This is a genomic window from Halomonas sp. JS92-SW72, from assembly GCF_003547075.1.
Lineage (GTDB): Bacteria > Pseudomonadota > Gammaproteobacteria > Pseudomonadales > Halomonadaceae > Halomonas > Halomonas alkalicola.
The window spans coordinates 3,551,218-3,565,589 of the sequence record NZ_CP032147.1; the positions used below are offsets into that span (position 1 = coordinate 3,551,218).

At 67.2% G+C, this 14,372-nt stretch carries 13 protein-coding genes; 2 read left to right on the forward strand and 11 right to left on the reverse strand.

Going from position 1 to position 14,372, the window contains the following annotated elements; translation table 11 throughout:
- Nucleotides 1-11 precede the first annotated feature (11 nt).
- The 10 genes from D1793_RS16755 to ltnD all read right to left on the reverse strand — a co-directional run bounded on the left by D1793_RS16755 (nucleotide 12) and on the right by ltnD (nucleotide 11,028).
- A complete protein-coding gene (locus D1793_RS16755; protein ID WP_205527567.1) occupies nucleotides 12-689 on the reverse strand; it encodes a GntR family transcriptional regulator in 678 nt (225 codons plus the stop codon).
- Nucleotides 686-2,362 carry an ABC transporter ATP-binding protein gene (locus D1793_RS16760; protein ID WP_119023152.1) on the reverse strand — a complete coding sequence of 559 codons (1,677 nt, stop codon included), beginning with the start codon at nucleotides 2,360-2,362 and terminating at the stop codon, nucleotides 686-688. The genes D1793_RS16755 and D1793_RS16760 overlap by 4 nt, the downstream gene beginning before the upstream one ends.
- 39 nt (nucleotides 2,363-2,401) lie before the next feature.
- The gene (locus D1793_RS16765; RefSeq protein WP_119023153.1) at nucleotides 2,402-3,289 is read right to left on the reverse strand and encodes an ABC transporter permease; all 888 of its coding nucleotides are present in this window, start codon (nucleotides 3,287-3,289) and stop codon (nucleotides 2,402-2,404) included.
- Nucleotides 3,290-3,292: 3 nt separating this feature from the next.
- Nucleotides 3,293-4,321 (reverse strand): ABC transporter permease, encoded by a 1,029-nt coding sequence (locus D1793_RS16770; protein WP_119023154.1) that lies wholly within the window; start codon nucleotides 4,319-4,321, stop codon nucleotides 3,293-3,295.
- Nucleotides 4,322-4,331: 10 nt separating this feature from the next.
- Entirely contained in the window at nucleotides 4,332-5,945 is a 1,614-nt protein-coding gene (locus D1793_RS16775; RefSeq protein WP_119023155.1) for an ABC transporter substrate-binding protein, read from the reverse strand.
- Between the two features lie 314 nt (nucleotides 5,946-6,259).
- The gene (denD, locus tag D1793_RS16780; RefSeq protein ID WP_119023156.1) at nucleotides 6,260-7,222 is read right to left on the reverse strand and encodes a D-erythronate dehydrogenase; all 963 of its coding nucleotides are present in this window, start codon (nucleotides 7,220-7,222) and stop codon (nucleotides 6,260-6,262) included.
- Between the two features lie 78 nt (nucleotides 7,223-7,300).
- Nucleotides 7,301-8,110, reverse strand: a complete 810-nt coding sequence (otnI, locus tag D1793_RS16785) for a 2-oxo-tetronate isomerase (protein WP_119023157.1) — start codon at nucleotides 8,108-8,110, stop codon at nucleotides 7,301-7,303.
- 23 nt (nucleotides 8,111-8,133) lie between these two features.
- Nucleotides 8,134-8,781 carry a 3-oxo-tetronate 4-phosphate decarboxylase gene (otnC, locus tag D1793_RS16790; RefSeq protein ID WP_119023158.1) on the reverse strand — a complete coding sequence of 216 codons (648 nt, stop codon included), beginning with the start codon at nucleotides 8,779-8,781 and terminating at the stop codon, nucleotides 8,134-8,136.
- Nucleotides 8,778-10,091, reverse strand: coding sequence for a 3-oxo-tetronate kinase (otnK, locus tag D1793_RS16795; protein ID WP_119023159.1), 1,314 nt, complete (start codon nucleotides 10,089-10,091; stop codon nucleotides 8,778-8,780). The genes otnC and otnK overlap by 4 nt, the downstream gene beginning before the upstream one ends.
- 1 nt (nucleotide 10,092) lies before the next feature.
- A complete protein-coding gene (gene ltnD / locus D1793_RS16800; RefSeq protein WP_276110578.1) occupies nucleotides 10,093-11,028 on the reverse strand; it encodes an L-threonate dehydrogenase in 936 nt (311 codons plus the stop codon).
- Between the two features lie 172 nt (nucleotides 11,029-11,200).
- Here ltnD and D1793_RS16805 point away from each other — a divergent pair, with 172 nt between their 5' ends.
- Nucleotides 11,201-12,235 carry a LacI family DNA-binding transcriptional regulator gene (locus tag D1793_RS16805; protein WP_119023160.1) on the forward strand — a complete coding sequence of 345 codons (1,035 nt, stop codon included), beginning with the start codon at nucleotides 11,201-11,203 and terminating at the stop codon, nucleotides 12,233-12,235.
- Between the two features lie 39 nt (nucleotides 12,236-12,274).
- On the opposite strand, the gene hpaI is transcribed toward D1793_RS16805, so the two are convergent.
- On the reverse strand, nucleotides 12,275-13,039 hold the full coding sequence (hpaI, locus tag D1793_RS16810) for a 4-hydroxy-2-oxoheptanedioate aldolase (RefSeq protein WP_119023161.1): 765 nt from the start codon (nucleotides 13,037-13,039) through the stop codon (nucleotides 12,275-12,277).
- 181 nt (nucleotides 13,040-13,220) lie between these two features.
- Here hpaI and D1793_RS16815 point away from each other — a divergent pair, with 181 nt between their 5' ends.
- Entirely contained in the window at nucleotides 13,221-14,306 is a 1,086-nt protein-coding gene (locus D1793_RS16815) for a TRAP transporter substrate-binding protein (RefSeq protein WP_119023162.1), read from the forward strand.
- Nucleotides 14,307-14,372: the final 66 nt, after the last annotated feature.

Here is a 14,372-nt window from a genome sequence, read left to right on the forward strand (position 1 = left end):
AACGTCCTGTGTCAGCTGCGATGGGTGTCGAGATAGTGGCGGGAGCCGTGGCTGACCTGCAGCACATGGTCACGGGTGGCGCGTGCGGCCGCCTCCGCGTCGCCCGCCAGAATGGCGCTCACGATGGCGTCATGTTCCTCCCAGGAGTGGCTGGGACGCTGCGGCAGGCGAAACTGGGCGTGGCGGAACGGCTGCAGGCGACTGCGGGTGGCCAGCGCCAACTCGCGCAGGTAATCGCTGTGGGCGCCGTCGTAGAGGCAGCCATGAAACGCCAGGTTGTAGGCCTCATACTCCGCCGTGTTGTCATCACGCACGTGGCGCTGCGCGGCATCATGCAGCTGCTGCAGGTGTTGGCGCTCCCGCAGGGTCATGCGCAGGGCGCTCAGGCGCGCACAGGCGGCCTCCAGCTCCGCCATGGCCTCGTACATCGCCATCAGGGCCTCATTGGAGATCTCGGCGACCGTGACCCCGCGGTTGGGGCGCCGAATGACCAGCCCCATCGCCGCGAGGTGGGCAAACATCTCGCGAACCGGCGTACGCGAGACGTTGAACCGCTCGGCGATCACGCGGGCGTCCAGCTTGGTGCCCGGTGACAGCTCGCCGCGAATGATCTCGTCGGCGAGCTGTTCGAGCATCTCATCCACGGTGGTGCCTTCCCGCGCGCGGGAGAGCATGGCATCGCTCTTCATGCGATCTCCTTGAGCGGCGGCGGGAAGCTGGCCGGCATCGCCGGCGGGTGAGGAATGGCGTCGAGCAGGGTGCGCGTATAGGGGTGGCTGGGCTCGCTCAGCAGCCGCTCGGTGGGGCCTTCCTCGACGATCCGCCCGGCCTGCATCACCATCACGCGGTCACACAGCAGGCGGACCACGTTGAGATCGTGGCTGATGAACAGGTAGCTCATGTTGAGCTCCTCGCGCAGCCTGACCAGCAGATTGAGCACCACCGCCTGCACCGAGACATCCAGGGCGGCGGTGGGCTCATCCAGGATCAGCAGCTTGGGATCGAGCGCAATCGCCCGGGCGATGCCCACCCGGGCCTTCTGGCCGCCGGAGAGCTGATGGGGGAAGCGGTCGAGCAGATGGCTCGGCAGGCCCACCCGCTCGGCGAGTGCTTCCACGCGCTTCCGACGCTCGCGTGGGGCGTGCTGGCCCAGGCGCATCAGCGGATCGGCAATCGAGCGGCGCGCACTCCAACGCGGGTTCAGGCTGTCGGTGGGGTCCTGGAACACCATCTGCAGCTGGCTGCGCAGCGCGTGGCGGGCAAAGGCCTTGGCCGGTATCGCCGCCAGGTCGGTGCCGGCAAAGCGCAGGGCGCCGCGGGTGGGGTCCAGCAGCCGCATGACCATCGCCGAGGTGGTGGACTTGCCGCAGCCGCTTTCTCCCACCAGGCCCAGGCTTTCTCCTTCGTGCACGGTGAAGCTGAGATCGTCCACGGCGCGCACGGCATCCGTGTCGTCGGCGTTGCCGAAGGTCTTGACCAGCTGCTCGACCTCGAGGAGCGGCGTGCCCAGCGGGCGCGCCCTGGGGGTGGCCCGGCGCGTATCGTCGAGGGGCAGCAGGTCGGCGACCTTCGCATCGAGCCTCGGCGTGGCGCGCATCAGGCGCTGGGTATAGGGGTGTCGCGGGCGGGCAAACAGCTGCTCCGTGGCGCCCGACTCCACGATCCTTCCCTTCTCCATCACCACGATGCGATCGCAGTAGCTGGCGGCGAGGCCCAGGTCGTGAGTGATCAGCAGGGTGGCCATCTGCCGCTCGGCGGCGAGTTCCACGATCAGGTCCATGACCGCTTTCTGGGTGGTGACATCCAGGCCGGTGGTTGGCTCGTCGGCCACCAGCAGCTGGGGACGGCAGGCCAGGGCAATGGCAATCACGATGCGCTGGCACATCCCCCCGGAGAGCTCGAAGGGGTAGGCGTGATAGCGCTGCTCGGGGTCGCGAATCTTGACGGCTTCGAGCATCTGGATGGCTTTGTGGCGCGCATTGCCCCGGGTGGCCAGGCCATGCTGGATCAGCACATCCTCGATCTGGCGACCGACCGCCCGGATCGGGTTCAGCGCCGCGCGGGGGTTCTGAAAGATCATCGACAGCTCACGGCCGCGCATCTCGCTCATGGTGCGCTCGGTGGCGCCGCCGATATCGACCCCGCCGAAGACGATACTGCCGTTCGCGATCTTGCCGGCGCGGTCCAGGATGCGCAGCAGCGCATAGGAGGTGACCGACTTGCCGGACCCGGATTCGCCGACGATGCCGAGCGTCTCGCCCTTGTGCAGATGAATGTCGACCTGCTGGACGGCGGTGACGGTGCCGTTGCGTGTGGCGAACTCCACGGTGAGATCCTGGATGTCGAGCAGTGGCTTTCTCATGGGGTGGCTCCTCGAGCAGGGGGCTCAATCACGGATGGATCAGGTACGGCGTTGCGGATCGACGAGATCGCGCAGGCCGTCGCCTAGCAGGTTGAAGGTGAACACGGCCAACATCAGGGCGAGACCGGGGAACAGGGCCAGCCACCAGTGACCGGAGATGATGTAGTTGGCCCCCTCGGCCACCATGATTCCCCACTCGGGCGTGGGCGGTGTGACGCCGAGGCCGATGAAGGAGAGGCCGGCGGCATTGAGGATCGCCCAGCCCATGTTCAGCGAGATCTGGACCATCATCGGCGGCAGGGCGTTGGGAAAGATCTGGAAGGCGAGAATGCGCCAGTCGGCGTTGCCCGAGAGGCGTGCCGCCTGCACATAGCCGGCGTTGCGGCGCACGGCCACCTCGGTGCGCGCCATCCTCGCGTAGAAGGGCAGGTTGATGATCGCCGTGGCGTAGATGATGTTCTCCAGGGTGTTGCCGGCCGCGGCGACGATGCCCATGGCCAGCACGAACAGCGGGAAGGCCATGATGGTGTCCATGGAGCGCCCGATCACCCGATCCCACCAGCCGCCATAGAACCCGGCGATGGCCCCCAGGGTGGAGCCCACCACGAAGGCGATGGCCACTGCCGACACGGCGATCATCAGGTCCAGACGGGTGGCCACCAGCACGCGGGAGAAGACGTCGCGACCCAGCTGGTCGGTACCGAACCAGTGCTGCCAGGAGGGCGCCTGCAGGGTGCGACTGGCGTCGGTCGCCAGCGGGTCATAGGGCGCAAGCCAAGGGCCGAGGAGCGCTGCCCCGATGATCAGCACGAACAGTGTGAAGGCAAACGCCGTCATGGGGTTGTCGGTCATCACATAGAGCAGGTGGCGCACGAAGCGGCGCGTTCCTTGAAGCGGTGAGGCACGATCAGCCGTGAGCGTCGTCATGGGTTAGGCCTCCGTGTCCAGGCGGGGATCCACCAGGGTGTAGATGATGTCGATGATCAGGTTCAGGGTGACGAACAGCAGTGCCATGGTGAGGACAAAGCCCTGCACGGCGGCATAGTCCGAGACCACCAGCGCCTCGACGGCGTAGGAACCGATACCTGGCCAGGAGAAGACCTTCTCGACCAGCACGTTGGCCCCCAGCGCAAAGGAGAACACCATGCCCAGCGTGGTGATCACCGGCAGCACGGCGTTGCGCAGCGCATAGGTGAACAGGACCTGGCGGCGGGGGAGACCCGCGGCGCGAGCGGTGCGAATGAATTCCCCCTCGAGGATCTGCAGCATGGCGGCCCGGGTCATGCGCGCGATGGGGGCCAGGGTGAACAGGCCCAGGGTGATGGCGGGTAGAGCGAGCTGCGCCAGGGCGGCGCGGGCGGTCTCCAGATCGCGGGCGATCAGCGCATCGATCACGTAGAAACCGGTGACGCGGGGCGGTGACAGGTACAGAAAGTCGAGCCGGCCCATGGGCGAGGGCGCCCAGCCGAGCAGGTAGTAGAAGACATAGATCAGCGCCAGGCCGGTGAAGAAGGTCGGCAGCGAGACCCCGGCGGTCACCACCGCCCGGCACAGATGGTCGATCCAGCTGTTGGGGCGCGTGGCGGCGAGAATCCCCAGTGGCATGGCAATCGCCACGGAGAAGAGCAGCGCGAAGCCGGTCAACTCCAGCGAGGCCGGCAGGCGCGAGGCGAGCTCCTGCATGACCGGCTGCCCCGTGGAGATCGACATGCCCAGATCGCCCTGCAGCAGGTCCTGAACGTAGGCCACGAACTGAAGGGGCAGCGGACGATCCAGCCCCATGCTGCTGCGAATCTGCTCGATGGAGGCGGCATCCGCCGCTGGGCCCGCGAAGTAGGCGGCGGGGTCCCCGGGCAGTGCCCGGGTCAACACGAACGAGACGATGATGATGCCGACGATGACGGGAATCGCCTGAACCAGGCGCCACCCGATCAGCCGACCACGCGCGAGGTGTGTCATGGCAGGCTCCTTACGCGGTCTGCAGAACGCGGGTGTCGAGTTGGCGGTGGTACCAGAAGGTGTAGCCGTCGAGGTTCGGCCCCATGGCGACATTCAAAGCCGGCTGGTAGAGCGGAATGCGCGGCACGTCCTCGAAGGCGATCTCGATCATGCGACGGATTTTCGGGGCGTAGTCCGGGTCGTCCATGGCCATGAATAGGGTGTCATCGACCAGCTGGGCGATTTCTTCGCTGTGGTAGTTCGAGGAGTTGAACAGGTTGCCTTCGATGTAGGCCCAGAAGAAGTAGTAGCAGGGGGTGTTGAGCCAGCCGCCGAAGTTCTCCAGGTGCAGCGGCAGTTGCTTATCGACCAGGGCGCGGGTCCGCCAGTTGGCACCGGGGATACGGTCCAGGGTGACCGTGATACCGATCTGGCCAAGCGCTTCCTGAATCAGCAGGGCGGTGGACTCGGCCCAGTCGGCCTGGCCAAGATCGAAGGAGAGCGGGACCTCGAACCCGTCGGGGTAGTCGGACTCGGCCATCAGTGCCCGGGCGCGCTCGAGGTTGGTGTGGTAGGGGAATGGCTGTGGCCAATGGGTATCGGCAGGGGTGTTGCTCTCGGCGCCCCACATCGGCACCCCGCGACCGTAGGCGGCATTCTGCAGGATGGCGTCATAGGGGATGGCCCAGGCGATGGCCTGGCGAACCCGCACATCCTGGAAGGGCTCGAAGGCCAGGTTCGGGCACAGCACGTGCAGGCAGTTCTCGATCGGGGTGCTGACCACCTGGACGTTCGGGTGGGCAGCGAGCTCCAGGGCGTCGCGAGGCGGGACATCCTGCGAGAGGTGGGCGTTACCGCGCTCGAGTAGGGCGCGCCGGGTGGCGGAGGAGGGCACTTCCCGCAGGATGATGCGCTCGGCGCTGGGCAGTGCGCCGCTGGCCCACTGAGGATTGCGCCGATAGACCAGCTGCTGGCCGGGCTCCCAGCGCTCGACCTGATAGGCCCCGGAGCCTGCCGGGTGGCGGTGCAGGTACTCGGTGGCCCAGGGATCATCGTCCGTTGCATGCTCCAGGGCCAGCTCGGAGTTGATGACGATGGCAATCGGGGTGGTGAGGTTGGGGAGGGTCAGCTTGGAGGCGTGGGGCAGGTGAATGCGGAAGGTGCGCTCATCCACTGCCTCGAACTGCTCCGGGTCCCGGGTCGAGCCTGCCGCCATCTGCGTGGTGGGAAAGCCCCCTAGGGTCACGGCGCGATCGAACGACCACTTCACGTCCTGGGCGGTCACCGGGCGGCCATCCCAGAAGGTGGCCTCGCGCAGGGTGAAGGTGAGCGTCCGGCCATCCTCCGAGACCTCCCAGGATTCGGCCAGCTCGCCCTGCAGGTTGTCGTAGTCGTAGCTCAGTGAACCGTCTTCGAGCGTCTTGGTGCCGAAGGTGAGCAGGCGGTCGTAGCAGTTGACGGCCACTTGGTAGCTCGGCCGATTGGTGCCGCTGCGGTGGATGTCGAGGCTGTTGATCGTGCTGCCCATCACTACCACCAGCGTCTCGCCGGCACTGGCGAGGGCGGGCATGACCTTGAGGAAAGGCAGGCAGGCGGCCCCGACGGCCAGGGTGGAGGTTCCCTTCAGAAAATCGCGACGGTTCATGGTTGGCTCCCGATGTGTATGCACTCGAAGGGAGCTGAGCAGGTATGGGGCCAAAGGGTGCCGTTATTTGATGATGTTCATATATGTAGGGTCCCGGATGATCAAATCGCCTATAGGAGTTATCCTTTGCTAGCCGCCAGGGAGCTGGCAGTGAGGGCGCGGCGTGCGAAACGCGTGGTCATGGCAATGTCCTCGATTGTTGTTGTGACAGTCGTTGCTGTGATGGTGGTTGTGATGCGTGGATCATGGGCCGAGCATCCATGTTGGGAGCAACGGCCCGGCGACATGCCCACCGGTCACGCCGGGCGGCAAGTTCATGCGCGTTCGGCGAGGTAGGCCTCGACGATCTCGCGGAAGTTGGCATCGCGCTGGAACCCCAGGCGGTCGGCCCTGCCGGTCTCGAAGCGCGCCGGCCAGCTGGCAACCAGAGGGCGAATCCGTTCGTCCGGCTCGTGACGAACCCTGGACACCGCCTCTTCGCCGGCGACGTCTCGCAGGGTGTCGAGCATCTGCGCCACGCTGACGGTGATCCCGGGCAGCATCAGGGCTCGGAAGGCGCCCATTGCCTCGCCGGGCAGCTCGGCTGCAAGGATGAGGGCCTCGACCACCCGTGTCGGCGACATCACGAACAGCTCCTGATCGAGCGGCACCGGGCAGATCGCCTCCTCGCCGTTCAAGGGCTCACGCAGGATGCTCGAGGCGAAGCTCGACGCCGCGGCATTGGGCCGTCCGGGGCGGATGACGATGGTAGGCAGGCGCAGCACGCGTCCGTCAATCAGGCCGCGGCGACTGTAGTCGTTGATCAGCAGCTCGCACATCGCCTTCTGGGTCCCGTAGGAGGTCTGCGGCTGGACGGCGGTCATGTCATCGAGCACGTCGGGGAGTTCCCCCCCGTAGGCCGCCACGGAGCTGGCCATGACCAGCCGTGTCTCGGCGAGCCCGTGGCGGCGGCACCCCTCGAGCAGGGAGCGAGTGGCATCGAAGTTGACCTTCATGCCGAGGTCCAGATCCGCCTCGGCCGCCGAGCTGACCACAGCCGCCAGGTGAAAGATGACATCGGGGCGTTCGGCAAGCACGCCATCGAGCTCACCGGACGTGGTGATGTCCAGAGCCCGCGAGACGACCTCGATCTCGCCGGCATCGAGTGCGGGCGGCTCCACCTGATCAATCAGCGTCAGGCGAAGAATCGCCCTACCATCGAGCTCTCCCAGATCGACCAGCTGCTTGACCAGGCGCTGCCCGAGGAAACCGGCGGCGCCGGTGATGGCGATATGCATGATGTCTGGCTCCTGTTGTCTTTGTGTGCTTGTTGTACCGCGGCGTTGCTGTGCCGATGCTGTCGGGGCGGCCCGAGGTCAGGCTCCCGAAGAGGCATCACGCAGGCCGTATGCCCTGCCCCACCCCAGCCCCTCGCGGGTGCCGCCGGCCGGGCGATACTCGCACCCCACCCAGCCGCGGTAGCCCAGGGCTTCAAGCCGCTCGAACACCGCCGGGTAGTGCACTTCGCCGACGTTCGGTTCGTGGCGTTCCGGCACCCCGGCGATCTGCACATGGCCGATCCGCTCGAACTGCCGCTCCAGATGCCGGATCAGGTCCCCCTCCATGATCTGGCAGTGATAGAGGTCGAACTGCAGCCTGAGGTTGTCGGCGCCCACCGCCTCCAGCACGGCGAGTGCGTGAGGCTGGCGGGAGAGGAAGTAGCGCGGCATGTCGCGGGTGTTGATCGGCTCGATCAGCACCTCGCGCCCCGACTTGGCCGCCTCGCCGGCGGCGAAGCGCAAGTTGTCCAGATAGGTCGCCTGATGCGCCGCCCGGGTCTCGACATCGGCGTCCGCCGGCAGCAGGCCGGCCATGGCGTGGATGCGCGGGCAGTCGAGGGCCTCGGCATAGCGCAGCGCCTCGACCACCGAGTCGCGAAACTCGGCCTCGCGGCCGGGCAGGCTGGCCAGCCCGCGCTCGCCGGCCTCCCAGTCGCCGGGGGGCAAGTTGAACAGCACCTGCTCCAGCCCGGCATCGCGCAGGGCCGCGCCGATCGCCTCTGGCGAGTGGGCATAGGGGAAGAGGTACTCGACGCCGCGAAAGCCGGCATCGGCCGCGGCCGCGAAGCGGTCGAGGAAGTCGTGTTCGGTGAACAGCATGCTGAGGTTGGCGGCCAGTCGGATCATGATCGTGTCCTGTTCGAGTGTCGTCAGTCGCGCGGGAAGCGCGTCTCGAGCTCGGCGACCTGCTCGGGCGTCAGGCAGCGCGGATTCTGGCCGCGCAGCAGCAGATAGAGCCGTGCGGTCTCCTCGAGCTCCTCGGTGGCGTAGACCGCCGCCTCGAGCGACTTGCCGGCCACCACCGGACCGTGATTGGCCAGCAGCACGGCATTGTGCCGGCCCGCCAGGCCGCGCACCGCATCGCCCAGACTGGGGTCACCAGGCACGTGATAGGGCACCAGCGGCAGCCGGCCGACCCGCATCACGTAGTAGGCGGTCAGCGGCGGAATGCAATCGCAGGGATCCACTTCGGGCAGGCAGGAGACGGCAACGGAGTGGGTCGAATGCAGGTGGACGATCGCCCCCGACTGCGGCCGCTCACCATACATCGCCATGTGCAGGAAGCTCTCCTTGGTCGGCGCATCGCCGTCGAGCAGCCGCCCGTCGCGATCAAGACGCGAGATCCGCGCCGGGTCCAGTCGCCCCAGGCAGGCATTGGTCGGCGTCATCAGCCAGCCGCCGTCGTCCAGCCGGACGCTGATGTTGCCGCTCGACCCCATGGTCAGCCCGCGGTCGAACAGCGACTTCCCCAGGCTGGCCATCTGCTCGCGCAGGCCGTTCTCGTCGTGAGCGCTCATGGCGTTGTCTCCATCGGCAGCACCTCGAAGGCCCGGGTAAAGAAGTCCTCGCCACCGAAGTTGCCGGACTTGAGTGCCAGCGACAGCGGTGCTGCCCGGCCCGGCAGCGGTGCCTGGGTCCAGGGCACGCCGGGGTCGATCTGCTCGCCGATGCGCAGCTGACGGACGCCGAGCGCGGAGACCACCGCTCCCGAGCTCTCGCCACCGGCTACCACCAACCGCCCCACGCCCTCATCGACCAGTATCCTGGCCAGTTGTCCCAGGGCCTCCTCGACCAGCCGCCCGGCGTGCTCGACGCCCAGCGCGGCCTGCGCCGCCCTCACTCGCGCGGGGTCGGCGGAGGCGTACACCAGCACCGGCCCACCGTCGGCCAGGTGAGCGCGGGCGAAGGCCAACGCCTCTCCAAGGTGGTCGTTGCTCTCGGCCAGGGCCAGGGGGTCCAGGGCAAAGCTCGGGTGATGCATGAGAAAGTGCGCTACCTGCCCGAGAGTGGCCCGGGAACAGCTGCCCGACAGCACCAGGGCACCGCCGACGGCTGGTTCGAGACGGCCAGGCTCGGCCACATCGGCCAGCCAACCGCGCCGTCGATACTGCCCGGGCAGCGCCTGGCCCAGGCCGGAGCCGCCGGTGACCAGTGGGTAGTCCACCACCGCCTCGGCCAGCACCTCGAGGTCATGCTCGTCGAGGGTGTCACAGATCACGTGACGCACCCCCTGTTCCGCCAGGGCATTGAGATGACGGCGCGCGGCCTCGGCGCCACGCTCCAGCACCGGACGCGCCGCCAGGCCCACCCGATGCGGCGTCTGCCGGGACAGCACCCGCACCAGGTCGGCATCGCGCATGGGGTTGAGCGGATGGTCCTGCATGCCACTGTCGTTGAGCAGGCGGTCGCCGACGAACAGGTGACCCTGGTAGACGGTGCGGCCGTTGACCGGAAAGGCCGGCACCATCACCGTCCGGGATCCCCCCAGCCGCTCCAGCAGGGCATCGCTGACCGGGCCGATGTTGCCGGCGTCGGTGGAGTCGAAGGTCGAGCAGTACTTGAAGAAGATCTGCCGGGCACCGCGGGCCTGCAGCCAGTCGAGGGCCGCCAGGGAATCGGCCACCGCCTCGGCGGCCGGGCAGGCGCGTGACTTCAGCGCCACCACGATGGCATCGACGTTCTCCAGCGCCTCGGTCTCCTGAGGTGACAGCGGGGCATCGGGTATGCCGATCGTCTGCACACAGCGCATGCCGCCGCGCACCAGGTTGTTGGCCAGGTCGGTGGCACCGGTAAAGTCGTCGGCGATGGCCCCGAGCACGATGGTCATGTCATGCCTCCCCGTCGTCGTTGGCCGCCTCGGGCAGGTCGATGCAGGAGAGCCGCTGGTAGACCTTGATCACCGCCGCGTCGTCCTCACGGCCGAAGCCGGCGCCCCGGGCCGCCGTGAACTGCTGCAGGGCGCTGGCCGCCACCGGCGTCGGCAGGGCAAGCTCGCGCCCTGTCTCATGCACAAGGTTCAGATCCTTGACGAAGATGTCCACGGCGGAGAGCGGGGTGTAGTCGCCGGCGAGGATATGCGGCACGCGGTTCTCGAACATCCAGGAGTTGCCTGCCGAGTGGGTGATTACCTCGTAGACCGTCGCAGGATCGAGTCCCATGCGGATCCCCAGCGCCATGGCCTCGGCGGCGGTGGCGATATGCACGCCGGCGAGCAGCTGGTTGACCAGTTTCATGCTGGAGCCTATGCCCGGTTCGTCCCCCAAGCGGTAGACGGTGGCGGCCATGGCGTCGAGGACCGGCGTCGCTTTCGCAAACGCCGCACTGGTGCCAGAGGCCATCACCGAGAGCTCGCCGCTGCGGGCCTTGGCCGCGCCACCGCTGATCGGCGCATCGAGCATCAGCAGATTGTTCTTTGCCAGACGCCCCCCCAGCTGCCGGGCGAAGCTCGGTGCCACCGTGGCGCACTGCATGACCAGCCCTCCGGGGGGCATCCTGTCAATCAGGCCCTGCTCGCCAAACAGCACCGCTTCCACCTGATCGGCACTCACCACCACCAGCAGCACCACCTCGCACAGCTCGGCGAGCGCCTCCGGGGCCGCGACGCAACGCCCGCCACGGGCCTCGAACGCCTGACGTGCCTGAGGAGAGATGTCGCAGCCGATCACCTCCAGTCCCGCCTCCCGCAGGGCAGTCGCGGTACCCAATCCCATGGCACCCAGGCCGATCACCCCTACCCTGGGCTTGCTCCCCGTCGCATTGTTCACTCGCCCGCCTCCGCTGGTTGCCTGGAACTGTCCGATGCATCGAAACGCTCGCCACACCGAGACATCCGATTCTGCATTGGTAGCGCTATCATGTTAGCGCTATCATTTGCTCCACAACTGTTCTAGATGATCGCCCAACGGGCGGCAAGCACCGAACGGGGAGATGCGACCAATGTCTAGCCGCACACCAATCGAACCGCGCCGGCGCCGTGGCTCGACCCAGCCCACGCTCAAGGAGGTCGCCGAGGCCGCCGGCGTCTCGACGATCACCGCCTCGCGCGCCCTCAACACCCCGGAGCTTGTCAGCGAAGCCGCTCGTACCCGGGTGCTGCAGGCCGTGGAGCAGATCGGCTATGTACCCAACCTGGTAGCCGGCAGTCTGGCGTCGGCTCGCTCGCGCTTCATCGCGGTGATCGTACCGTCGCTTGCCAACGCGGTGTTCATCGAGGTGATCCAGGGCTTGCAGGAGACCTTCGAGGCCCAGGGCTATCAGATCCTGCTCGGCAACACCGACTACGACCTGCGGCGGGAGTACCAGATGATCCGCACCTTCTTCGGCTGGTCATGCTCGGCGCTGGTGACCGCCGGTCTTCGCCACAGCCCCGCCTGCCGCACCCTGCTCGAGGGCTGGGACCAGCCGATCATGGAGGTCATGGAACTGGGCGATGCCCTGGATCTCAACGTCGGCCTCGACCATCAGGAGGCCGGCCGCTGCATGGCCCGCCACCTGCTGAAACGCGGACACCGCGCCATCGCCTATGTGGGCGCCGGCATGGGCGACGACTACCGTGCCGGGCTGCGTTTCGAAGGCCACCGCGAAGTGCTGGAGGGTCAGGGGTTCACCGCCCCCTGCCTGGACATCGGCCGGCCAGGCGGCCTCGACGGCGGGGCGCGAGGGCTCGATCTCGCCCTGGAGCGTCACCCCGGTATCACTGCCATCCACTTTGCCAATGACGACCTCGCCGCCGGCGCCCTCCTCCATGCCCAGCGCCTGGGCCTGGACGTGCCCGGTCAGATCGCCATCGCCGGCTTCAACGGCCTGCCCCTGGGCCGGCATGTCACGCCGCGGCTGACCACCATCCTCTCCCCCCGCGCCACCATCGGACGGGTGGCCGCCGAGGAGGTGCTACGGCGCCTGGCCGGCAAGCCGGTGCGCAGGCGCCAGCACGACGTCGGCTTCACCCTTCTCGAGGGCGAGAGCACCTGAGCGCCTGAATCAGGAGATCGGGCGCGCAGGGCAATCCAGTCAGGCCGGACAAAACCGCCCGGCCAGCCCACGCAGCCCCTCGACCAGCACCAGGGCATCGACCCCCACACCGACGAAGCCGCACCCCGCTGCCAGATAGCCACGGGCCTCGGTCTCGTCGAGGGTGATGATCCCGGCCGCCTTGCCGGCAGCGCGGATCCGCACGATGGCGTCGTCGATGGCCGCACGCACCTCGGGATGTCCAGGATTGCCGCGGTGGCCCATCGCGGCGGAGAGGTCCGCCGGCCCGATGAACAGCCCGTCCACCCCCGCCACTTCCGCAATGGCCTCCAGGTTCGCCAGCGCCACGGGGCTCTCCAACTGCAGGATCAGGCAGATCTCCTCGCCAGCGCGGTCGAGGTAGTCCTCGACCTGCCCCCATCGCGAGGCCCTGGCCAGGACGCTGCCCATGCCGCGCACGCCCTCGGGAGGATAGCGGGTGGCAGCCACCACCTCGGCGGCCTGCTCCGCGGTCTCCACCATGGGAATCAGCAGGTTCTGCACGCCGATGTCCAGGTACTGCTTGATCAGTACGGTATTGCCTTCGGGCGGACGCACCACCGGCGCACTGGCATAAGGGGCGATGGCCTGGAGCTGCCCCAGCAGGCTGGCCAGATCGTTGGGCGCATGCTCGCCGTCCAGCAGCAGCCAGTCGAAGCCGGCGGTGGCGGCAAGCTCTGCCACATAGGGGCTGGCCAGGCCCAGCCAGATACCCGTCATGGGCTCACCGCCAAGCAGGCGCTGTTTGAATGCATTCTTGTTCATGGGGTTCCGGAACTCCTGCCGTCTAGCGTCTACCCTGAAGAGGGCCTCAATCGTTGAGCAAGCTTTCATCAAACATACTTGTCATACAAGCATACACCACGTCATAGTTCTCCCTGCATAACAACAACCACGATTGCCCTCGCAGCCTCGCAGCTGCGAGACATGCCACAGGAGCCTCACAATGAAAACGCTCTGGAGCAGCACCCTCACCCTGGCCGGCGCCGCCTCACTGACCCTCGGCGTCGGACTGGCCGCTCATGCGCAGACGCCTGACCTCTCGGATCCCCCCGCCATCGAGGGCGAGGTGGTCGGCGACCACGGCAGCCACACCCTGCGCATGGGTATCGGCCTGGCGGAGACCTCGCCGCAATATCTGTCCAGCCAGTATTTCGGCGAGATCCTCAGCCAGCGCACCGAGGGTCGTATCACTCTCAATATCTTCCCCAACAGCCAGCTGGGCGACGATGTGCAGATGATGGAGATGCTGCAGACCGGCACCCTGGACCTCAGCTACCCCTCCAGTTCGCCGGCGGTGACCTACGTATCCGAGCTGGCAGCCTTCGATCTGCCCTTCCTGCTTCCCACCCGCGAAGCCGCCGTCGCGGTGATGCAGAGCGACGTGGCGCAGTCCATGCTGGATGCCTTCGAGGGTACCGGCATCAAGGCGCTGACCTTCTCCGAGAATGGCTATCGCCAGCTCACCAACAGCGCCCGCCCGGTGACCTCCCCCGAGGATGTCGCCGGTCTGGACGTGCGCGGCCTGAGTGTGCGCACCATGGAGAATCCCGTGCACCTGGCGATCTGGCAGGCGCTGGGCGCCAACCCCACGCCGATGGCCTTCGGCGAACTGTTCTCGGCCATGGAACAAGGTGTGGTCGACGGCCAGGAGAACCCCTGGAGCACCATCCTCACCTCCAACTTCCATGAGGTGCAGGACTATGGCACCGAGAGTCGCCATGTCTATACCCCGTTCATCATGATGATGTCGGAGCGCACCTGGAACCGTCTGGCACCCGAGTACCAGGAACTGGTCCAGGAAGCCGCCCGCCAGTCGGCGGAATACGAGATCCAACTGGCCACCGAGTATGACGACTGGTCACGCGATCAGCTCGAGGCTCGCGGCATGCAGATCACCCGTCTCGACGACGAGCAGATCGCGGCCTTCCAGGAGGCCGTACAACCCGTCTACGACGAGTGGGCACCGCGCATCGGCGAGGATCTGATCGCCGAGATCCAGGCCATCGTCGAGGCGTCGATGAACGACTGATCCCTGGCGATTCCTCCGGCCCACCCGCGGTGGGCCGGAGGCGGACTGACGGTCGGACCATGTCCG

Bases quoted from the DNA above. Each gene is read 5' to 3' on its own strand.
- D1793_RS16755 (WP_205527567.1), bottom strand. From the start codon at position 689: ATGAAGAGCGATGCCATGCTCTCCCGCGCGCGGGAAGGCACCACCGTG.
- D1793_RS16760 (WP_119023152.1), bottom strand. From the start codon at position 2,362: ATGAGAAAGCCACTGCTCGACATCCAGGATCTCACCGTGGAGTTCGCC.
- D1793_RS16765 (WP_119023153.1), bottom strand. From the start codon at position 3,289: ATGACGACGCTCACGGCTGATCGTGCCTCACCGCTTCAAGGAACGCGC.
- D1793_RS16770 (WP_119023154.1), bottom strand. From the start codon at position 4,321: ATGACACACCTCGCGCGTGGTCGGCTGATCGGGTGGCGCCTGGTTCAG.
- D1793_RS16775 (WP_119023155.1), bottom strand. From the start codon at position 5,945: ATGAACCGTCGCGATTTTCTGAAGGGAACCTCCACCCTGGCCGTCGGG.
- denD (WP_119023156.1), bottom strand. From the start codon at position 7,222: ATGCATATCGCCATCACCGGCGCCGCCGGTTTCCTCGGGCAGCGCCTG.
- otnI (WP_119023157.1), bottom strand. From the start codon at position 8,110: ATGATCCGACTGGCCGCCAACCTCAGCATGCTGTTCACCGAACACGAC.
- otnC (WP_119023158.1), bottom strand. From the start codon at position 8,781: ATGAGCGCTCACGACGAGAACGGCCTGCGCGAGCAGATGGCCAGCCTG.
- otnK (WP_119023159.1), bottom strand. From the start codon at position 10,091: ATGACCATCGTGCTCGGGGCCATCGCCGACGACTTTACCGGTGCCACC.
- D1793_RS16805 (WP_119023160.1), top strand. From the start codon at position 11,201: ATGTCTAGCCGCACACCAATCGAACCGCGCCGGCGCCGTGGCTCGACC.
- hpaI (WP_119023161.1), bottom strand. From the start codon at position 13,039: ATGAACAAGAATGCATTCAAACAGCGCCTGCTTGGCGGTGAGCCCATG.
- D1793_RS16815 (WP_119023162.1), top strand. From the start codon at position 13,221: ATGAAAACGCTCTGGAGCAGCACCCTCACCCTGGCCGGCGCCGCCTCA.